The sequence below is a fragment of the Variovorax atrisoli genome (assembly GCF_014195185.1).
Taxonomy (GTDB): domain Bacteria; phylum Pseudomonadota; class Gammaproteobacteria; order Burkholderiales; family Burkholderiaceae_C; genus Variovorax; species Variovorax atrisoli.
Genome location: NZ_JACIBG010000005.1, coordinates 389,424 through 410,436 on the forward strand (window position 1 = coordinate 389,424; position 21,013 = coordinate 410,436).

A 21,013-nucleotide genomic window follows, 5' to 3' on the forward strand; every position below is an offset into this window, starting at 1 on the left:
CGCAGGTGCCTACCTGCGCTCGACCACCATCGGCGAGATGTGCAGGTTCTCGCGCAGCTGGCCGACCACCTCGCCGGCTGCGTTGCGCGAGGCAAATGGCCCGGCCTGCAGCCGATGCGTGCCGGCCTCGCTGAACACGCGCAGCTGCGACGCCAGCGACGGCACGCCGCGCGCGGCCTGGTTCAGCAGGCTCTCGGCACCGTCCCGCTCGCGGAATGCGCCCAGCTGCACCCAGAAGCCGGGAAGTGCCGCGGCGGGCCGCTGAGCGACGTCGGCGGGCGGCGTAGAGGGCCGCGCAGAGGGCGGAGCCGCTGCCGCCTGCAGCGGCGGCAGCTCGTTGACCACGATGGCCTGCCGGCCCGGCGGAATGGATGGCGGCGACTGCGCCGATTCCGGCTCCGCCCCCGTCCCCGGCGGCAGGGCCGCGGCCATCGGCGTCTGCGGAACGACGGGCATCGTTGATGCGGGCTGCGGCGCGTCGCCGCCGGCCATCGCCACCGGGGCCACCCATTCGGCCGGCACGCGCACTTGCTGTTGCTGCTGCTGTGGCAGCGCCGCGCTCGCCACGCGCACCGGCGCCGTCCGTACCGGCGGGGGCGTTTCGGCGGCGGCATACGCCGTTCCCGAATCGCGCCGCCATGCGCCGGTGCGGATGTCCTCGTTCGTGATCCGCTCGATCTCCACCGGCGCCACGCCGCGAAGCAGGTCGAGCTTGAGCGCGGCCGTGTAGCTCAGGTCGATGACGCGGCCGTCCACGAACGGGCCGCGATCGTTCACGCGCACGATCACCTCGCGCCCGTTGGCCGGGTTGCGCACGCGCACGTAGCTCGGCAGCGGCAGCGTCTTGTGCGCGGCCGTCATGGCGTACATGTCGTAGGGCTCGCCGCTGGACGTGGACGCCGCATGGAACTTGCGCCCGTACCACGAGGCCAGCCCCGATTCGCGGAACGGCCGGTCGTCGGTGATCGGCACATAGCCGCGACCCAGCACCGTGTAGGGCTTGCTGGTGCCGCCCAGGCTGCGGATCGGCTCGACGCGGGGTTCGGCGTCGGGCACGTTGGCGAGGTCGGGCGGAATGTTGGTCCCGGGGCCATCGCGGCCGCTGGCCACGCCGCCCCCGCTGCGCGGACCGCTGGCGCAGCCCGCAAGAAGAACGGCGACGGCTACCGCGCACGCCGCCAGCGCGGTGGTGGCCGGGGAACGGGTTCCCTCAGCCAAATACGGCCTTCCACAGCGCCAGCATGGCATCGCGCTCGGCCGCCAGCGCGGGCGGCGTGACCTGCGTAGGTTCCTCGTTGAGGCGCGCGCGGTGCTGCACGCGGCGCAGCTCGCGGTACGCGCGCGCCGCGCTGCGGCCCACGCCTTCGGGCAGCAGGCCGGCCAGTTCGGCACGCAGCAGGAGGGCGATGTTGCCCACGTTCGGAATCAGCTCGGGATGGTCGGCCGAAGACGACAGCACCAGGAACTGCACCGCGAACTCGGCATCGACCATGCCGCCGGGGCTGTGCTTCACATCGAAGCGGTCGGGCTTCACCGGCCGCGCGCTGCGCAGCTTGTTGCGCATCGCGATGATCTCGGCCTTCAGCGCCTCGCGGTCGCGCGGCGCCACGAGCACCGCCTCGCGCACCTGGTCGAATCGCGCGCCCAGCTCGGCGCCGTGGTCCTCGCTGCCGAGCACGAAGCGGGCGCGCGTCATGGCCTGGTGCTCCCAGGTCCACGCGGTGTTGCTGCCGCGGCCGAGCTGGTACTTCTCGTAGGCCTCGAAGCTGGTGGTCAGCAGGCCGGAGTTGCCGTTGGGCCGCAGGGCGGTGTCGATCTCGAACAGGTCGCCCTCGCGGGTCTTCACCGTGAGCCAGTTGATGAGCTTGCGCACGTAGGCCGCATAGACCTCGCCGGCGCGCTCGTCGTCGTCGTCGTAGACGAACACGATGTCGAGGTCGCTGCCGTAGCCCAGCTCCTTACCGCCGAGCTTGCCGTAGCCGATGATCGCGAACTGCGGCACCTCGCGGTGCCGGTTGCGCACGTGCGGCCAGCACCAGCGGGCGGTCACGCGTAGCGTGGCGTCTGCCAGCGCGCTGAGGTCGTCGGCCACCTGCTCGACGGTGAGCCGGCCGTCCACGTCGCGCGCCAGGGTGCGGAACACCTCGGCGTGGTGCGCGTGGCGCAGCAGGTTCAGCAGCCGCTCCTCGTCGGCCTCGCCGGTGCGGGTGAGCGATGCGTGGCGCGCGTCGAGCTCGCGCTCGAACTCGGCGGCGACGAAGCGGCCCGAGAGCATCTCGTCGCTCGCGAGCTCGTCGATCACGCCGGGGTGCTGCATCAGGTAGCGTGCGGGCCACTTGGCCGCGCCCAGCAGGCGCAGCAGGCGTTCCTGCACGGCGGGGCGCTCGACCAGAAGCGCCAGGTAGCTCTCGCGGCGCATCAGCGGCTCGATCCAGTCGGCCCAGCGCATGGCGGCGTCGACGTGGCGCGGGGTCTGGCCCGCGCCGTCGCCGTCGGGCTCCTTGAGCCACTGGCCGGTGCGCTGCACCAGCTGGCGCAGGCGCGCGCGGGTTTCCTCGCGCAGCGCCAGCACGCGGGGTTGCTCGCACCAGTCGCGGATGCGCTCGGCGAACACCGGGGGCAGGTCGCCGAGCAGGTCGGCCAGGTCGGCGGGGGCGGCGGCCTTCTTGCCGCTGCACTTGCCGTTGCAGGGCTTCTCGCCGCCGAGCAGCTTGTCGAACTCCTGCGCGACGAACTCGCGGTGCGTGTCGAGCTGCTCGAGGAAGGGGCAGCAGCTCGCGTAGCCCATGCTCTGGGCGATCCAGCGCAGGTCGTCGTCGGACACCGGCAGCACGTGGGTCTGCTGGTCGTCGAGGTACTGGATGCGGTGCTCGACGCGGCGCAGGAACTCGTAGGCCGCGGCCAGCGCATCGGCCGTCTCTTGCGGCATGAGGTTGGCGCGAGCCAGGCGCTGCAGCGCGTCGAGCGTGGGCCGCGTGCGCAGCTCGGGGAACTGCCCGCCGCGCACCACCTGCAGCAGCTGCACGGTGAACTCGATCTCGCGGATGCCGCCGCGCGAGAGCTTCACGTCGTTGGCACGCTCGGGGCGCCCGGCGCTGCGGCGTGCCGACTGCTCGCGGATCTGCCGGTGCAGCACGCGCAGCGAATCGAACACGCTGTAGTCGAGGTAGCGTCGGAACACGAAGGGCAGCACCGCGCCGCGCAGGCCCTGGGCCTGGCCCGCGAGCACGACGTCGCGCGGCGCGACCACGCGGCTCTTCATCCAGGCGAAGCGCTCCCACTCGCGGCCCTGCACCTGGAAATACTCTTCCAGCGCATCGAGCGAGACCACGCTCGGGCCCGAGTTGCCGTTGGGCCGCAGCGCCAGGTCGACGCGGAACACGAAGCCGTGCTCGGTGGTGTCGCCCACCAGCGCGTAGATGCGCTTCACGGCGCGCGCGAAGTATTCCTGGTTGGACAGGCGGCCGCGCCCGTCGGCGTCGCCCTGGGTCTCGCCGTCGACGTCGTAGAGGTAGATCAGGTCGATGTCGCTCGACACGTTGAGTTCGCGCGCGCCGAGCTTGCCCATGCCCACGATCCACAGCTGCGCGCGCTGACCCTCGGGGCCCATCGGGGCGCCGTGCGTGGCGTCGAGTTCGCGGCAGGCCTCGCGGCAAGCGATGTCCAGCGCCAGTTCGGCCAGCTCGGTGACGGCGGTGGTCACCACGGCCAGCGGTGCCTGCTCGTCGCAATCAAGAGTTACAAGCCTCTCCATCACCAGCTGCCGCACAATGCGCAGAGCGTCGCCGACGCCGTCCCCGCGCTGGCGCAGTGCCTCGTAGGCCACCGCCATCGATTCGCGCCGCGGCGCGCCCGGGGGAAGCAATGCAAGCTCGGCGGCATACCTGCGGCGCAGGCGCTGCACGAACCTCGAATACGAAGAGAAGGCGCCCTGCGGCGCCGGAGAACTGGGAGAAATGGTGTCTGGCAACTGGTTCACACCGATGCTGGTTTCCGCGGAACCCGTCTGAAAGCTGGCGGTCATAATTCCGGACACAGCGCGATCCTCAATGAACGACACGGCGTCTTCCCCTTCACGTCTGCTCAAAATCACCGCTGTGACGGCGCGCTGGCTGCTCGGTCTCTTGATCGCTGCATGGCTTCTGCTGGCGCTGTCAGTCGTTGTCCTACACGCGTGGATTGTGCCGCGAATCGGCGATTTCCGTGACGCGCTCGAGGCGCAGGCTAGCAAGGCCATCGGCGTGCCGGTGCGCATCGGATCGATCACCGCCCGCTCCGAAGGGCTTTTCCCGGCCTTCGAATTGCGCGACGTGGTGCTGCAGGACGTGGACAAGCGGGAGGCCCTTCGCCTCGCACGCGTGGTGGCCAGCGTGTCGCCGCGCTCGCTGTGGAGGCTCAATTTCGAACAGCTCTACATCGAGCGCCCGCAGCTCGACGTGCGCCGCGACCGTCAGGGAAAACTCCATGTGGCTGGTTTGCACATGGACACCGACACGACCGGAGAAACCCGCGGTGCCGACTGGTTTTTTGCGCAGCGCGAGCTGGTCATCGAAGGCGGCACCGTGCGCTGGACCGACGAGCAGCGCCAGGCAGAGCCCCTGCTGCTGACCGACGTGCGCTTCGTCGCGCGCAACAGCGCCCGGCGCCACGGCCTGCGCCTGGACGCCACGCCGCCGGCCGGCTGGGGCGAGCGCTTCACGCTGCGCGGCCAGTTCCGCCAGCCGCTGCTGTCGATCCGCACCGGCCACTGGCAGACCTGGGACGGCCAGCTGTACGCCGACCTGCCCTACATCGACGTCACCCGGCTCGGCCAGTACATCTCGCTCGATGCGCGCATCCGCGAGGGCAACGGCGCGCTGCGCCTGTGGGCCGACGTGGACGACGGCCAGGTCGTCGGAGGCGCGGTCGACCTGGGGCTCGACAAGGTCGACGTCTCGCTCGACAAGGGCCTGCAGCCGCTGGTTCTGCGCGCGGTCACCGGCCGCCTTTCCGGCCAGCTCACCGAGGAGACGCTGGAGTTCTCCACCACCGCCTTGCAGTTCGATACCGCCGACGGCATGCGCTGGCCCGGCGGCAACCTGTGGCTTCAGCACACGCCCGCCAGGGGCCGCACGCCCGAGCACGGGGCGCTGCGCGCCGACCGGCTCGACCTGGCCGCGCTCGCCCTCATCGCCGACCGGCTGCCGCTGGGCGACGCCACCCACCGCCTGCTCGATAGCTACGGGCCGCGCGGCCTGGTCGAGCACGTCGACCTGAACTGGCAGGGCTCGCTGGGCGCACCCACCCGCTACCAGGCCAAGGGCCGGGTCAGCGGGCTGCGCATCGCCTCGCAGCCGGCGCCGACCGACGCCGCGGCGGGGCCTTCGCAGCAGACCCCGGCGGCTCCGGTCGCGATACCCACCGCGGCGACCACGACCGTCTCCACCACGGCTGCCACCGCTGCCACCGCTGCTGCCGCTGCCAACGCCGCAGCCCCGCACCAGACCCACGACGCCGGCACCCCCGGGCTGAGCGGCGCCACCATCGACTTCGACGCCACCCACACCGGCGGCACCGCCACGCTCGCCATCGCGCAAGGCACGCTCGAATTCCCCGGCGTGTTCGAGGAGCCCGTCATTCCCGTCGACCGGCTCTCCACGCAGCTGCAATGGAAGCTCGACAGCGGCAATGGCAGCGCGCAACTGCAGGTGTCGAAGCTCAGCTTCGCCAACACCGACGCGGAAGGCGAGGCCCAGGCTAGCTGGCGCACCAGCGATCCGGCCGTCTCGGGCGGCAAGTCGCGCTTTCCGGGCGTGCTCGACCTGCAGGGCAAGCTCACCCGCGCCGATGGCACGCGCGTGTTCCGCTACCTGCCGACGGGCATCCCCCAGCACACGCGCGACTACGTGCGCGAGGCCGTCACCAAGGGCGTCGCGAGCAGCGTCGACTTCCGCGTGCGCGGCGACCTGCACGACATGCCCTTCAAGGACCCGAAGCAGGGCGACTTCCGCATCGCCGCCAAGGTGTCTGACGTCAACTACGCCTACGCGCCGCCTTCGATCACCAACGCAACGCCTTCGCGCAACGGCACCCCGGCGCGCGTCTGGCCGGCGCTCACCGGCCTGTCGGGCGAGCTGGTTTTCGAGCGCGACAGCATGCTGGTGCGCAACGCGCGCGGCCGCCTCGCAGGCACCGCCGGCGTCGAGGTGACCAGGGGCGAGGCGCAGATCCCGGAGCTTTCGCACCATGCGCAGGTGCTGCGCGTCGACGTGCAGGCCAAGGGGTCGCTGGGCGAGGTGCTGCGTGCGGGCGCGCCGCTGGCCGGCACCGAGCCGGGCGGCATCGGCGAGATCATGCAGGCCGCGCGCGCCACCGGTTCAGCCGACTACAAGCTGCACCTCGAGCTGCCGCTGGAGGCCATGGACAACGCCAAGGTGCAGGCCAGCGTGGCACTGGCCGACAACGAGCTGCAGGTGGTGCCGGCGGCGCCGTCGTTCACGCAGGCCAGGGGCACGGTCAACTTCACCGAGACAGGCTTCTCGCTGGCCGGCGTGCAGGCGAAGCTGCTGGGCGGCGACATCCGCGTCGAAGGGCGCGGGCGCTTCAGCGGCCCCAACCGCGAGGTCGCGCTGAAGGCGCAGGGCACGGCCACCGCCGATGGACTGCGCGGCGCGCGCGAGGTCGACTGGCTCGCGCGCCTCGCGAAGAAGGCGACCGGCAGCACGCCCTACACAGCCACCTTCTCGGTGCGCGACGGCGCGCCCGAGTTCTCGTTCGCCAGCAGCCTGCAGGGCCTGGCGCTGCAGCTGCCGCCGCCGCTCGTGAAGACGGCCGAGGAGCAGATGCCGCTGCGCATCGAGAAGAAGGTGCTCGCGCGCGACACCTCGAAGCAGGGGGCCGCCGCGGCCACGCAGGACCAGATCTCGCTCGACCTCGGCCGTGTCGGCGCCGTCCAGTACGTGCGCGAGCTCGTGGGCAGCGAGGCGCGCGTGCTGCGCGGCAGCATCGGCGTGGGCCTCGCGCCGGGCGAGACGGCGAGCCTGCCCGACAAGGGCGTGTTCGCGAACATCAACGTCGCCAAGCTCGACACGGCGGCCTGGGAGGCGCTGCTGGGCGAGGCGACGAGCACAGGCACAGGCGCCAACGCGGCCACCGGCACCAACGCCAGCGCCGATGCCCCCGAGCGCCCCGACGATCCGGCGATGGCCTACCTGCCCACGCGCATCGCGGTGCGCGCGCAGCAGCTCGGTGTCGCGGGACGCACGCTCCACAACGTGGTGCTCGGCGGCACGCGCGATGGAAACCTCTGGCGCGCCAACATCGACGCCAGCGAGCTCAGCGGCTATGCCGAATACCGCCACGCGCAGGCCGGGCGCCTCTATGCGCGCCTCGCGCGGCTGAAGATCGCGCCCTCCGAGGCCACCCAGGTCGAGACCCTGCTCGACGAGCAGCCCGGCAACCTGCCGGCGCTGGACATCGTCGTCGACGACTTCGAATTGCTGGGCAAGCGCCTGGGCCGCGCCGAGATCGACGCGGTCAACCGCGGCGGCGCCGGCCGCGAGTGGCTGCTCAACAAGCTGACCTTCACCATGCCCGAGGCCAGCTTCGTGGCCAAGGGGACCTGGGCGGCGGGCGCCGGAGCTCCGGCGGGCCAGCGCCGCACCGCCATGACCTTCAGGCTCGACATCGCCGACGCCGGCGAGCTGCTCACGCGCTTCGGCATGCCCGGCGTGCTGCGGCGCGGGCGCGGAAGGATGGAGGGCGACGTCAACTGGCGCGGCTCGCCGTTCTCGCTCGACTACCCGAGCCTGGGCGGGCAGCTGCAGCTCGACGTGGAGCAGGGCCAGTTCCTCAAGGCCGACCCGGGGCTGGCCAAGCTGCTGGGCGTGCTGAGCCTGCAGGCGCTGCCGCGCCGCCTCACGCTGGACTTCCGCGACGTGTTCAGCGAGGGCTTCGCCTTCGACTTCATCCGCGGCGACGCGAAGATCAGCAAGGGCATCGCCAGCACCAACAACCTGCAGATGAAGGGCGTCAACGCCGCCGCGCTGATGGACGGCTCGGCCGACATCGTGCGCGAGACGCAGAACCTGCGCGTGGTGGTGGTGCCCGAGATCAATGCCGGCACCGCCGCGCTGGTCGCCACCGCCATCAACCCGGCCGTCGGCCTGGGCACCTTTCTTGCACAGTGGGTGCTGAGCAAGCCGCTCGCGGCGGCGGCCACGCAGGAGTTCCACATCGAGGGCACCTGGGCCGACCCCAAAATAGCGAAGGTGCCCCGCACCCTGCAGCTTCTGCCGCAGACCATTCCCGGCGCGCCCGGTCTGCCGCCGACCTCGCGGACCGCGGACGACGGCAAGAAAACGGAGACCAAGCAATGAAAGTCGCAGCCATCCAGATGGTGTCGGCCATCGCCCGCGAAGCCAACCTCGCGCGCGCCCACGACCTGCTCGCGCAGGCCGCCGCCGGCGGCGCCGAGCTCGCGGTGCTGCCCGAGTACTTCTGCATGATGGGCGCGCGCGACACCGACAAGCTGGCCCTGCGCGAGACGGCGGGCGCGGGCACGGTGCAGGGCTTCCTGGCCGACGCGGCGCGCGAGTTCGGGCTGTGGATCGTCGGCGGCACGCTGCCCGTCGAGAGCACCGACGTGGAGCACGTGTTCAACAGCTCGCTGGCCTTCTCGCCCGACGGGCGCTGCGTGGCGCGCTACGACAAGATCCATCTCTTCTTCTTCGACAACGGCACCGAGCGCTACGACGAGCGCCGCGTCATCGCGCCCGGCGCGAAGCCGGTGGTGTTCGAGCTGCCCTCGCGCGACGGTCACCGCTGGCGCGTGGGCATGAGCGTCTGCTACGACCTGCGCTTTCCCGAGCTGTACCGCGCGCTCGCGAAGCAGGGCGCCGACCTGCTGCTGGTGCCCAGCGCCTTCACGCGCACCACCGGCGCCGCGCACTGGGAGGTGTTGCTGCGCGCCCGCGCCATCGAGAACCTGGCCTGGGTGGTCGCGCCCGCGCAGGGCGGCACGCACGAGAACGGCCGCCAGACCTGGGGCCAGTCGCTGGTCGTCGATCCCTGGGGCACGGTGGTGGCGCAGCAGGCCACCGACGAAGGCGTGGTGCTGTTCGACATCGACGCGGCCAAGGTGCAGAGCACGCGCACGCAGCTGCCCGTGCTCTCGCACAGCGTTCTCTAGATGACTCCCAGGCCTGCCCGCTTCGTGAGGCCGCCGACCCCCTTCGAGGGGGCAACACCGGCGGCCCGGCGAAGCCGGTTCCGCGGAACTCTCGGATTCACCCCCAGGCTTCGCGCACTTCGTGTCGCTGCGCCAACCCCCTTCCAGGGGGCAACACCGGCGGCCCGGCGAAGCCGGTTCCGCGGTGTTCCTGGAACAAGCCGCGTACCTTGCGTGCGGCGGTGGTGCCGGCATGTCTGATGCGCTGCTGACCGTCGCACCGCAGCGATGGGCGCTGCTGGCCTATGCGCGGCTGCGCTCGCTGTGGCAGCGCTGGTTCCTGTGGCTGCTGCTGGCGGTGCTGGTGTCGGTGCTGCTGGTCACGGTGGTGTGGCTCGCGGGCCGGCACGAAGTGGAGCAGGTGCAGGCCGCGCTCGACCGCGACACCGCCGACGCGGTCGCCGACCTGCGCAGCGGCTTCCAGCGCAATGCGCAGAGCCTGCGCGCCACGCAGGCGCCCGGCGCCGATCCCGCCAGGTGGCCGGAGGTGGCTGCCGCGCTGCTGCGCGAGCATCGCGAGTGGCTGCGGCTCGAATGGCGCGATTCGGCGCTGCGCCCGCTGCAGGCCGTCAATACGCCCTACCGCATGCGCGTGCTCGACGAGGACACGCGCGGCCCCGACCAGTCCGACGTGTCGCTGGCCTGCGCCGCGGCGCGCAAGCTGGGCGCGTCGGCCTATTCGCCGAGCCACTACGTGCCCATCGCGGGCGGCGGCGGCATCGAGGTGATGGAGCTGTGCGTGCCGATCGACGCGGGCGGCTACCTGGTGGCGAGCTATTCGCTGCGCGACGCGCTGATCGAGCTGGTCGGCCCCACGCTCACGCGCGGCCAGGAGGTGGCCTTCACCGAGGCCGACGGCACGCGGCTGGTGGCGCTGGGCAGCTCGCGGCGCACCGGCACGCGGGTGTTCACCTCGCAGCAGCTCATCGACCTGCCGGGCACCTCGCTGATGCTGCGCGTGGACGGCTGGCGCGCGGCGCCCGACCTGTTCCCGAACATGCTCACGGCGCTGGTCACGGCGATCTCCATCGCACTGGTGTCGGTGCTTGTGCTGCTCGCGCGCGACACGCGCCGCCGCCTGCGCGCCGAGCGCGACCTGGCCGACGCGCTGGCCTTCCGCAAGGCGATGGAGGACTCCGTCATCACCGGCCTGCGCGCGCGCGACCTGCGCGGCCGCATCACCTACGTCAACCCGGCCTTCTGCGAGATGGTGGGCTTCAGCCCCGAGGAGCTCATGGCGGACAACGCCGAGGCACCCTACTGGCCCACCGAGCTGGCGCACGAGTACCAGCAGCGGCAGGCGCGGCGACTCGCGGGCGGCATGCCGCCGCGCGAGGGCTTCGAGTCGGTCTTCATGCGCAAGGACGGCACGCGCTTTCCGGTGCTGATCTTCGAGGCGCCGCTGATCAACGCGCACAAGGTGCAGACCGGCTGGATGAGCGCGTTCATCGACGTGAGCGAGCAGCGCCGCATCGAGGAACTCTCGCGCGCCAGCCAGGAGCGCCTGCAGGCCAGCGCGCGGCTGGCCACCGTGGGCGAGATGGCCTCGCTGCTGAGCCACGAGCTCACCCAGCCGCTGGCCGCCATCGCCAGCTACGCGAGCGGCTCGCTCAACCTGCTGGGCCCCGACGCCAAGGGCGACCAGGGCGAGGTGGCGATGGCTGTGAAGCGCATCGCCGAGCAGGCCGACCGCGCCGGGCAGGTGATCCGCAGCGTGCACGACTTCGTGCGCCGCCGCGACCGCACGCGCGAGGCCGTCGCGCCGCAGGCGCTCATCGACGCGGTGCTGCCGCTGGTGCGGCTGCAGGCGCGCAAGCTGGGCGTGATCATCGAGGTGGTGCTGGAAGACCGCCTGCCCGCGGTCATGTGCGACCGCACGCTGGTCGAGCAGGTGCTGCTGAATCTCGCGCGCAACGCGATGCAGGCCATGGACAGCCCCGACAACATCGGCAGCCGCGTGCTGCGGCTGCGCGTGGCGCGCGCCGCCGCGATGGGCGCCGCGGGCCAGGAAGACGGCCGGCGCTGGATCGAGTTCTCCGTGGCCGACCTCGGCAGCGGCATCACCGAGGAGGTCGCCGAGCGGCTCTTCACGCCCTTTTTCACCACGCGCGCCGACGGCATGGGGCTCGGCCTGAGCCTGTGCCGCACCGTGGTCGAGCAGCACGGCGGGGCGCTCCTGTTCGAACCCAACAAGCCGCGCGGAACCGTGTTCAGGTTCACGCTGCCAAGTACATGATCACCCCCAGGCTTCGCGCACTTCGTGTCGCTTCTCCTTCCCCCTCGCCGGGGGCGACACCTGCGGCCCGGCGGAGCCGGTTCCGCGGTGCCCTCGAAGGGCCCGCGCCTGTTTTTGGATTGAATTGATATGCAACCGCTGATCGACGGCTTGATCTTCATCGTGGACGACGACGCCAGCGTGCGCGAGGCGCTGGCTTGGCTGCTGCGCTCGCGGCGCCTGGCCAGCGAGCACTTCGCGAGCGCGGAGGCGTTCGAGCAGTTTCTCGACCAGGACCCGCTGCCGCAGCAGCCGCTGTGCCTGCTGCTGGATGTGCGCATGCCCGGCACCAGCGGGCTGGTGCTGTTCGACCGCATCGTGGAGCGCGGGCTGCTGCCCGCGATGCCGGTGATCTTCCTGACCGGCCATGCCGACGTGCCGACGGCCGTCGACGCGGTCAAGCGCGGCGCCTTCGACTTCTGCGAGAAGCCCTTCTCCGACAACGCACTGGTCGACCGCATCGAGCATGCGCTGAGCGCGTCGCAGCAGGCACTGGAAGTGCAGCGCGCACGCCGGGGCCTGGCCGAGCGCATCGGCGAGCTGACCGAGCGCGAGCGCGACGTGATGCGGCTGGTGGTCGAGGGCCTGCCGAACAAGCTCATCGCCGACCAGCTCGCGATCAGCGTGCGCACGGTGGAGGTCCACCGCGCGCGCGTGTTCGACAAGATGGAAGTGAAGTCGGCCGTCGAGTTGGCCAACCGTCTGCGCGAACTCTAGCCCCCTGATTCTTCGCGGAACACCGCGGAACCGGCTTCGCCGGGCCGCAGGTGTTGCCCCCCTGAAAGAGGGAAGGCGCGCGCGACATGCAGTGCGCGAAGCCTGGGGGTCAGCTCAGGACCACCGCGGAACCGGCTTCGCCGGGCCGCAGGTGGTGCCCCCTGAAAGGGGGTTGGCGAAGCGACACGAAGTGCGCGAAGCCTGGGGGTTAGGCCTTCTCCGCCACGAAGATCTCGACGCGGCGGTTCTGTGCGCGGCCTGCGGCCGTGTTGTTGTCCACCAGCGGTTCGCGCGAGCCGCGGCCGTCGGTGGTGATGGCGGTGGTCGAGACGCCGCGGCTCACGAGGTGGTTGCGCACGCTGTCGGCGCGGCTCACCGAGAGGCGCTCGTTGCCTTCCTCGCTGCCGGTGTTGTCGGTGTGGCCCACCACGCGCACGCTGGCGGCGGTGGCGCTCTTCAGGCCTTCGGCGACCTTGTCGAGCACCTGCGCGAGGTTGCGCTTGACGTTGGCGCGGCCGGTGTCGAACGACATCTCGTTGGGAATCACCAGGTGGAGCTGGTTGTCGGCGGTCTGCTCGATCACCACGCCCGTTCCCTTGGTCGAGGTCTCGAGGTCGCTCTTCAGCGTGGCCAGGCGGGCCGTCCAGCTGTTGGCCGGTGCGGCTGCGGGCGCGGCTGCAGGCGCGGGTGCCGGCGGGGGAGCCGACTGCGATGCGCAGCCCGCGATGAACAGCAACGCGGCGGCTGCCGCACTCGAAACAACGAACTTCCTCATGAGATTCCCTCTTAATGGACCAATGGAACGGTTATGGCGGGAACCGGCCTTTCAGCGCGGCCGGTTTCCCTCTCGTGCGCCGGCGCTCGCTCAGCCTCGCGGCCCGCGCTCGCCCACGTAGATTTCGACGCGGCGGTTCTGTGCCCTGCCTGCGTCGCTGTTGTTGTCGGCGATCGGCTCGTGCGAACCGCGGCCTTCGATGCGGAAGATCGCTGCGTTCACGCCGCGCGCCACGAGGTAGTCGCGGGTGCTGGCCGCACGTTCGACCGACAGGGGGTTGTTGATGGCGTCCGAACCGGTGCTGTCGGTGTGGCCGATGATGCGCACTTCGGCGTTCGGGTTGCCGCGCAGGCCGCTGGCGAACTGGTCGAGCACCGGCGCGAAGTTGGGCTTGATGTTGGAGCGGCCCACGTCGAACGACACGTCGCTCGGGATCTGCAGCTTCAGCTCGTTGTTGGGCGTCTGGGTCACGGCCACGCCGGTGCCCTGGGTGGCGGCTTCCATCTGGCGCTTCTGGTTCTCCATGCGCTGCGACCACAGGTAGCCGCCGAGCGCGCCGGCTGCCGCGCCGACAACCGCACCCGTGCCGATGGCCCCGCGGTTTCCGCCGGTGGCCGAGCCGATGGCGGCTCCGCCCAGCGCGCCGATGCCGGCGCCGATGCCGGTGTTGCGCTGCGTGTCGGTCATGCCGCCGGCACAGCCCGAGAGGACGAGCGCGGCGGCGGTGGTGGCGAGTACGAACTTTTTCATGGCGTTCCCTTTCGAGGTTGATTGAAGCGAGCGACAGCTTAGCCTTCGGGGAGTGCGTGATGGTACGGGCTCAAAGCCCTACGGAAAATAAGAAAAGTTTCGTCATCGCGCATGAATGCTGCGATGATTGCTACCAAAGTAATAGCAATGGGGTGGTTGTCCGACAGTGCTGAGCGGCCGGGGACTTCAGGAGCAATTCACGCTTCGGGCGGGCGCTTTCCCTGGTCGGTGCCGCGGCCGGCCTCCGGCTCGTCGTCGTCATCGTGCAATTCACCCTTGTTGCGGCCGGAAAACATGGTCCACCAGATGATCAGAATGAACACCAGTCCCGCGGCGAGGGCTTCAAGCAGAATCAAACCCATGAGAAATGGACTCCAGTGGCTGGTCGGGATTGCGATCGTAGCAACGCTCGCCGCCTGCTCCACCGGCCCGCGCACGCCCGAGGCCCCCATCCGCCCCCCCGTCAGCCAGCCGCGCGACCTCGGTCCGCTCACCGGTTCGCTCGCGCATCCCAAGAGCCGCTGGGTGCCCGTCGGCTGGAGCGAGCTCCCTGGCTTCGGCGAAGACCCCCTGCACGAGGCGTGGATCGCACTGCTGGCGAACTGCACCCGCCCCAACGCCGCCTTCGCGCCGCTGTGCCGCGACGTGCGCCAGCTGACCATCGCCACCCCCGAAGAGCAGCGCCAGTGGATGACAGAGCGGCTGCAGCCCTATCGCGTGGAAGCGCTCAACGGCCAGAGCGAAGGCAAGCTCACCAGCTACTACGAGCCGGTGTACGAGGCCTCGCGCGTGCCCACTGCCACCTTCAACGTGCCGATCTACCAGGCGCCCGACGGCCTGGTGCCGCGCCGCCCCTGGTACACGCGCCAGGAGATCGAGACCCTGCCCGAGGCGCAGGCCGCATTGCGCGGGCGCGAGATCGCATGGATGGCCGACCCCATCGACGCGCTGATGCTGCACATCCAGGGCTCCGGGCGGCTGCGCATCACCGAGGCCAACGGCTGGCAGCACACCGTTCGCGTCGCCTTCTCGGCCACCAACGAGCAGCCCTACCGCAGCGTGCAGCAGTGGCTCGTCAGCCAGGGCGTGGCCAAGGTCGGCAAGTGGCCGGACGACACCAAGGCCTGGGCCGCGCAGAACCCGCAGCGCGTGACGCAGATGATGTGGAGCAACCCGCGCTACGTGTTCTTCCGCGAAGAGACCATGAGCGAGGTCGATGCCGCCTTCGGCCCGCGGGGCGCGCAGGGCGTGCCGCTCACGGCCGGCCGCTCCATCGCGGTCGACCGCGAGAGCATTCCCTACGGCACGCCGGTGTGGCTGGCATCCAGCGGACCGGCGGCGCAGCTGCAGAAGCTGGTGGTGGCGCAGGACACCGGCAGCGCCATCCTCGGCGCCGTGCGCGCCGACTACTTTGCCGGCACCGGTGCCGATGCGGGCCGCCTCGCGGCGAGCATGAACCAGCCGCTGAGGCTGTGGGCCCTGTGGCCGCGGCAGCTGCCCGCGCCCTGAGCAGGGGAGCGCCGATCCGGACGAGGCTTCGATGAAGGGTTTCCGAAAAAGACCCGGCATAACCTGACCGGAAGCTGATCAATTCACGGAGTCGTCATACGAAGTGCCTAACTTCGCGGGCTGGTTTTTCCCCAACCCACGAAGAAAGACATTGCGCATGACCGCAAACACCCGCTCCGACGATCGCCCGGTCGAAATCGAAGACATCGGCACCAACACCACGTCGAATCCCTCGTTCAACGACCTGATCGCCGCCCGACTGAGCCGCCGCCGCCTGTTCGGCCTGGGCGTCGGCACGGCCGGCACCGCGCTGCTGCAGGCCTGCGGCGGTGGTGGCGGCGGCGGCACCGCCTTCCCGGTGCTGCCTCCGGCACCTGCACCGGCTCCCGCTCCGGCGCCTGCCCCCACGCCGGCACCGAGCCCCGCCCCGATGAAGCTCGGCTTCAATGCCGTTGCCAAGAGCCTCGCTGACGTGGTCACCGTGCCGGCCGGCTACACCGCCAGCGTGCTGTACCGCCTGGGCGATCCGATCGCCTCGGGTGTCGCCGCGTACCAGAACAACGGCAATGACGACGCCACCACGTACGACCGCCGCGCAGGCGACCATCACGACGGCATGACCTACTTCGGCATGAACGCGTCGAACAAGTGGGATGCCGCCGGCGCATCGCGCGGCCTGCTCGTGATGAACCACGAGGCCATCACACCGCTGTTCCTGCATCCCACCGGCCAGACCATCGTCAGCGGCGCGCGCACCGTCCCCGACGAAGTGCTGCGCGAGTTCTACCTGCACGGCGTGAGCGTGATCGAGGTCAACAAGAGCGGCAGCACCTGGAGCTACAAGCAGGACTCGAGCTTCAACCGCCGCGTCCACACGCTCACGGAAATGGCCTTCTCGGGCCCCGCTGCCAAGACCGGCTACCTGAAGACCAAGTACTCGACCGACGGCAGCAAGACCCGCGGCACGGTCAACAACTGCGCCAACGGCACCACGCCGTGGGGCACGTACCTCACCTGCGAGGAGAACTGGGCCGGCTACTTCCGCCGCATCGCCGTCAACGACGATGCCAACCGCACGGCCAAGGAACTGGCTTCCTTCAGCCGCTATGGCGTGGCCGGCACCGGCCGCGAACTCTGGGCCACCGTCACGCCCGACACCGCCGACAACCTGTACGGGCGCTGGAACACCGAGGTCGTCGCCACGAGCGGCACCGCTGTCGACGACTACCGCAACGGCGCGAACACCTATGGCTGGGTGGTCGAGATCGATCCGTTCAACCCCTCCAGCACGCCCAAGAAGCGCACCGCGCTCGGCCGCTTCGGCCACGAGGGTGCCTGCCTGGGCCCGGTCGTGGTCGGCAAGCCGCTCGTCTGGTACATGGGCGACGACTCGCGCAACGAGTACATCTACAAGTTCGTGTCGACCAAGAACTGGGACGCCGCCGACATCGGCGGCGGCACGGCCGCCGGCGACAAGTACATGGACGACGGCAAGCTCTACGTCGCGAAGTTCAAGGCCGACGGCACGGGTGACTGGCTCGAGCTGAAGCTGGGCGTCAACAACATCACCGCCGGCTACTCCGCATACGCTTTCGCCGACGCGGCCGACGTGCTGATCAACGCCCGCCACGCAGCCGATGCGGCCGGCGCCACCAGGATGGACCGCCCCGAGTGGACGGCCGTCAATCCGAAGACCGGCGAGGTCTACGTCACGCTGACCAACACCAATTCGAGCTCGCGTCCGATCGGCAAGACCGACGCCGCCAACCCGCGCTTCTACAACGACAAGACCACCGCCGGGGAGGACCAGAAGGGCAACCCGAACGGCCACATCGTGCGCTTTGCCGATACCAACGGCGACCCGACCTCCGCCACCTTCAAGTGGGACGTGTACCTCTTCGGCGCGCGTTCCACCGCGTCGGCCGATGTCAACCTCTCGCAGCTTGGTGCCGACAACGACTTCTCCAGCCCCGACGGCATGTGGTTCAGCCAGGCGGCGCCCGGCCTGCTGTGGCTGGAGACCGACGATGGCGCCTACACCGACGTGACCAACTGCATGCTGCTGGCGGCCCTGCCGGGCAAGGTCGGCGACGGCGGCGCGAAGACCATCACCAACGTCGACGGCTCCACCACCGCCACGCAGGCCACCTTCGTCGGCAAGGCTCCGGGCACCGACGGACTGCGCCGCTTCCTGGTCGGCCCCATCGACTGCGAGATCACCGGCATCGCCGAATCCGGCGACGGCCGCGCGCTGTTCGTGAACATCCAGCACCCAGGCGAGACCACGGCCAGCACGAACATCTCGGATCCGACGAAGTTCCTCAGCCACTGGCCGGAAGGCGGCAATGCCCGCCCGCGCTCGGCAACCATCGTCATCACCAAGAACGACGGCGGCCTGATCGGCCTCTGATCGACCTGGGTCGGATTCCCCTGTCCGGCGGGGGCACCGCGGAACCGGCTTCGCCGGGCCGCAGGTGTCGCCCCCGGCGAGGGGGGTGGCGCAGCGACACGAAGTGCGCGAAGCCTGGGGGTGTGCCTATTTCGGCAACGGCAGCGCCGTCTTGTATCTCACCTGCTTCAGCGCAAAGCTGGAGCGGATCTTCTCGACTCCCGGAATCGGCGTGAGCTGTTCCAGGATGAATTTCTCCAGCGCCGCCATGTCCGCCACCGCGATGCGGATCAGGTAGTCGCTGTCGCCCGTCATGAGGTAGCACTCCATCACTTCGTCGTGCTCGGCGATGCGCTGCTCGAAGTCCGCGAGCGACTGCTTGCTCTGCGTCGTGAGGCTGATCGAGATGAACACGTTGAGCCCGAGGCCCAGGGCCTTGGCGCTTGCGAGCGCGACATAGCGGTCGATCACGCCGCTGGCCTCGAGCACCTTCACGCGCGAGAGGCAGGGCGATGGCGACAGGTGCACGCGCCGCGCCAGCTCCACGTTCGACAGCGCGCCATCGCGCTGAAGCTCGTCCAGAATGCGCAGGTCGATGGCGTCGAGTTGCATGAAATGCCGTGCAGATTGAATATCGCGGAATTTTATGCTGCGAGGCCTGCATGGGCTTGGCGCTGCCGGTAGCTAATTTTCCGGACTGCGGCCTAAAGTGCTGCCATGAACGCCCCGATTTCGCCCGACCAGATGCGCGCCCTGCTGCTGGATGAAGCGCAGCTCTCGCACGATCCCGACCCCGCCGAGACCGCCGAGTGGCGCGACGCCTTCGTGGCACTGGCGCAGACGCAGGGGCCGCAGCGCGCCAGGCAGATGCTGGCCGAGCTGGCCCGCCTCGCACGGCAGCAGCGCATCGGATGGCAGCCCGAACTCGCCACGCCGTACGTCAACACCATCGCGGTGGAAGACCAGCCGCCGTTTCCGGGCGACCTCGCCATCGAGGAAAAGCTCGCCTCGCTGATGCGCTGGAACGCGCTCGCGATGGTGGCAAAGGCCAACCAGGCGTACGGCGAACTCGGCGGCCACATCGCCAGCTATGCGAGCGCGGCCGACCTGTTCGAGACCGGCTTCAACCATTTCTTCCATGCGCGCAGCGAGCACCATCGCGGCGACCTCGTGTTCTTCCAGCCGCACAGCGCCCCCGGCGTCTATGCCCGCGCATACCTCGAAGGCCGCCTGAGCGAGGAAGACCTGAAGCACTACCGCCAGGAACTCACCGCGCCCGCCTTCGTCGACGGCAGCGGCGCGCGCGGCCTGTGCAGCTATCCGCATCCGTACCTGATGCCGGACTTCTGGCAGTTCCCGACCGGCTCGATGGGCATCGGCCCCATCAGCTCGATCTACCACGCGCGCTTCATGCGCTACCTCACGCATCGCAACCTGCTGAACTGCGAAGGCCGAAAGGTGTGGGGCGTGTTCGGCGACGGCGAGATGGACGAGCCCGAGTCGATGAGCGCCTTGACGCTCGCCGCGCGCGAGAAGCTCGACAACCTCGTGTGGGTGGTCAACTGCAACCTGCAGCGCCTCGACGGCCCGGTGCGCGGCAACGGCCGCATCATCGACGAGCTCGAGAAGCTCTTCGCCGGCGCGGGATGGAACGTCGTCAAGCTGATCTGGGGCAGCGACTGGGACGGGCTCTTCGCCCAGGACGTCAGCGGCGCGCTGGCGCGCGTGTTCGCCAACACCGTCGACGGGCAGATGCAAACCTTCGCTGCCAAGGACGGCCGCTTCAACCGCGACAACTTCTTCGGCCAGAACCCCGAGCTCGCGCGGCTGGCCGAAGGCATGACCGACGAGCAGATCGACCGCCTGAAGCGCGGCGGCCACGATCTCGTGAAGATCCATGCCGCCTACGCCGCCGCCGCGGCGCACCGCGGCCAGCCCACCGTGATCCTCGCCCACACCAAGAAGGGCTACGGCATGGGCAGCGCCGCGCAGGGCAAGATGACCACGCACTCGCACAAGAAGATGGGCGACGTGGACCTCATCGAGTTCCGCGACCGCTTCAACCTGCCGCTGACCGACGCGCAGGCCACCGCGATGGACTTCTACCGCCCCGCCGAGGACAGCGCCGAGATGCGCTACCTGCGCCAGCACCGCGAGTCGCTCGGCGGCGCCATGCCGCGCCGCGAGACTGCCTGCGAGGTGGTCGCCAAGCCCGACATCGCGAGCTACGCGCAGTTCGCCACTGTTGCCGGCGGCAAGGAGATGAGCACCACCATGGCCTTCGTGCGCATGCTGGGCAACCTCATGAAGGACAAGGCCCTCGGCCCGCGCATCGTGCCCATCGTGGCCGACGAGGCGCGCACCTTCGGCATGGCCAACCTGTTCAAGCAGGTCGGCATCTATTCGAGCGTGGGCCAGCGCTATGCGCCGGAGGACATCGGCTCGGTGCTGAGCTACCGCGAGGCCACCGATGGGCAGATCCTGGAAGAAGGCATCAGCGAGGCCGGCGCCATCGCGAGCTGGACGGCCGCGGCCACCAGCTACAGCGTGCACGGGCTGGCGATGCTGCCCTTCTACATCTACTACTCGATGTTCGGCTTCCAGCGCGTGGGCGACGCGATCTGGGCCGCGGCCGACCAGCGTGCGCGCGGCTTCCTGCTGGGCGCCACGTCGGGCCGCACAACTCTCGGCGGCGAGGGCCTGCAGCACCAGGACGGAAGCAGCCACCTCGTGGCCGCGACCATCCCCAACTGCAAGGCCTACGACCCGGCCTTCGCGGGCGAGATGGCGGTGATCGTCGACGCGGGCATCCGCGAGATGATGGTCGAGCAGCAGGACGTGTTCTATTACGTCACGCTCATGAACGAGAACTACGCGCAGCCCGACGTGCCGGCCGGCGCGGAAGGCGACATCCTGCGCGGCTGCTATCGCTTCGGCACTTACGCGCCGGCATCGGGCAAGGCGAAGAAGAAGGTCACGCTGATGGGCTCGGGCGCGATCCTCACCGAGGTCGTGAAGGCCGCTCAGCTGCTGGCCGACGAAGGCATCGAGGCCGAGGTGTTCAGCGTCACGAGCTGGAGCGAGCTCGCGCGCGATGGTCTGGCCTGCGAGCAGCGCGAGCTGGCGGGCGAAGAAGCCGGCGTGCCCTTCGTCGCGCAGCAGCTCGGCAAGGGCGGCAGCAAGACACCGATCATCGCCGCCACCGACTACGTGCGCGCCGTGCCCGAGAGCGTCCGCGCCTTCCTGCCCGAGGGCCGCCGCTACGTCACGCTGGGCACCGACGGTTTCGGCCGCAGCGACACGCGCGCTGCGCTGCGCGGCTTCTTCGGGGTCGATGCGCAGAGCATCGCGAAGGCCGCACGCCACGCGCTGGGCTGAATTCCTGCGGTC

Annotated in this window: 13 protein-coding genes; 7 read left to right on the top strand and 6 right to left on the bottom strand. The window is 70.1% G+C overall.

Annotated elements, in window-relative coordinates:
- Window positions 1-9 precede the first annotated feature (9 nt).
- Together FHY06_RS19650 and glnE are read right to left on the bottom strand one after the other, a co-directional pair.
- A complete protein-coding gene (locus FHY06_RS19650; RefSeq protein WP_184606099.1) occupies window positions 10-1,218 on the bottom strand; it encodes a septal ring lytic transglycosylase RlpA family protein in 1,209 nt (402 codons plus the stop codon).
- Window positions 1,211-4,024: a bifunctional [glutamate--ammonia ligase]-adenylyl-L-tyrosine phosphorylase/[glutamate--ammonia-ligase] adenylyltransferase gene (gene glnE / locus FHY06_RS19655; RefSeq protein WP_184606100.1), complete on the bottom strand. Its 2,814-nt coding sequence runs from the start codon at window positions 4,022-4,024 to the stop codon at window positions 1,211-1,213. The genes FHY06_RS19650 and glnE overlap by 8 nt, the downstream gene beginning before the upstream one ends.
- 25 nt (window positions 4,025-4,049) lie before the next feature.
- On the opposite strand from glnE, the gene FHY06_RS19660 reads away from it, so the two are divergent.
- The 4 genes from FHY06_RS19660 (at window position 4,050) to FHY06_RS19675 (ending at window position 12,200) form a co-directional block, all read left to right on the top strand.
- On the top strand, window positions 4,050-8,357 hold the full coding sequence (locus tag FHY06_RS19660; protein WP_184606101.1) for a YhdP family protein: 4,308 nt from the start codon (window positions 4,050-4,052) through the stop codon (window positions 8,355-8,357).
- A complete protein-coding gene (locus FHY06_RS19665) occupies window positions 8,354-9,169 on the top strand; it encodes a carbon-nitrogen hydrolase family protein (RefSeq protein WP_184606102.1) in 816 nt (271 codons plus the stop codon). The genes FHY06_RS19660 and FHY06_RS19665 overlap by 4 nt, the downstream gene beginning before the upstream one ends.
- A gap of 232 nt (window positions 9,170-9,401) precedes the next feature.
- Window positions 9,402-11,444, top strand: coding sequence for an ATP-binding protein (locus FHY06_RS19670; protein WP_019653859.1), 2,043 nt, complete (start codon window positions 9,402-9,404; stop codon window positions 11,442-11,444).
- A gap of 129 nt (window positions 11,445-11,573) precedes the next feature.
- Window positions 11,574-12,200, top strand: coding sequence for a response regulator transcription factor (locus FHY06_RS19675; protein WP_184606103.1), 627 nt, complete (start codon window positions 11,574-11,576; stop codon window positions 12,198-12,200).
- A 208-nt stretch (window positions 12,201-12,408) separates the two neighbouring features.
- On the opposite strand, the gene FHY06_RS19680 is transcribed toward FHY06_RS19675, so the two are convergent.
- The 3 genes from FHY06_RS19680 to FHY06_RS19690 form a co-directional block, all read right to left on the bottom strand.
- The gene (locus FHY06_RS19680) at window positions 12,409-12,975 is read right to left on the bottom strand and encodes an OmpA family protein (protein WP_019653861.1); all 567 of its coding nucleotides are present in this window, start codon (window positions 12,973-12,975) and stop codon (window positions 12,409-12,411) included.
- A 90-nt stretch (window positions 12,976-13,065) separates the two neighbouring features.
- Window positions 13,066-13,725 (bottom strand): YiaD family glycine zipper/OmpA-like lipoprotein, encoded by a 660-nt coding sequence (locus FHY06_RS19685; protein ID WP_132754349.1) that lies wholly within the window; start codon window positions 13,723-13,725, stop codon window positions 13,066-13,068.
- Window positions 13,726-13,922: 197 nt separating this feature from the next.
- Window positions 13,923-14,087, bottom strand: a complete 165-nt coding sequence (locus FHY06_RS19690; RefSeq protein ID WP_164713485.1) for a hypothetical protein — start codon at window positions 14,085-14,087, stop codon at window positions 13,923-13,925.
- On the opposite strand from FHY06_RS19690, the gene mltA reads away from it, so the two are divergent.
- Complete coding sequence (gene mltA / locus FHY06_RS19695) at window positions 14,086-15,234, top strand: murein transglycosylase A (RefSeq protein ID WP_019653864.1); 1,149 nt, start codon at window positions 14,086-14,088, stop codon at window positions 15,232-15,234. The two genes, FHY06_RS19690 and mltA, sit on opposite strands and share 2 nt — an antisense overlap.
- Window positions 15,235-15,391: 157 nt before the next feature.
- Window positions 15,392-17,644, top strand: coding sequence for a PhoX family protein (locus FHY06_RS19700; RefSeq protein ID WP_184606104.1), 2,253 nt, complete (start codon window positions 15,392-15,394; stop codon window positions 17,642-17,644).
- A 126-nt stretch (window positions 17,645-17,770) separates the two neighbouring features.
- Here the strand turns inward: FHY06_RS19700 and FHY06_RS19705 are convergent, their stop codons facing one another.
- Complete coding sequence (locus tag FHY06_RS19705) at window positions 17,771-18,235, bottom strand: Lrp/AsnC family transcriptional regulator (protein ID WP_184606105.1); 465 nt, start codon at window positions 18,233-18,235, stop codon at window positions 17,771-17,773.
- 105 nt (window positions 18,236-18,340) lie between these two features.
- On the opposite strand from FHY06_RS19705, the gene mdeB reads away from it, so the two are divergent.
- Window positions 18,341-21,001, top strand: a complete 2,661-nt coding sequence (gene mdeB, locus FHY06_RS19710) for an alpha-ketoglutarate dehydrogenase (RefSeq protein WP_184606106.1) — start codon at window positions 18,341-18,343, stop codon at window positions 20,999-21,001.
- The last annotated feature ends 12 nt before the right edge of the window (window positions 21,002-21,013 follow it).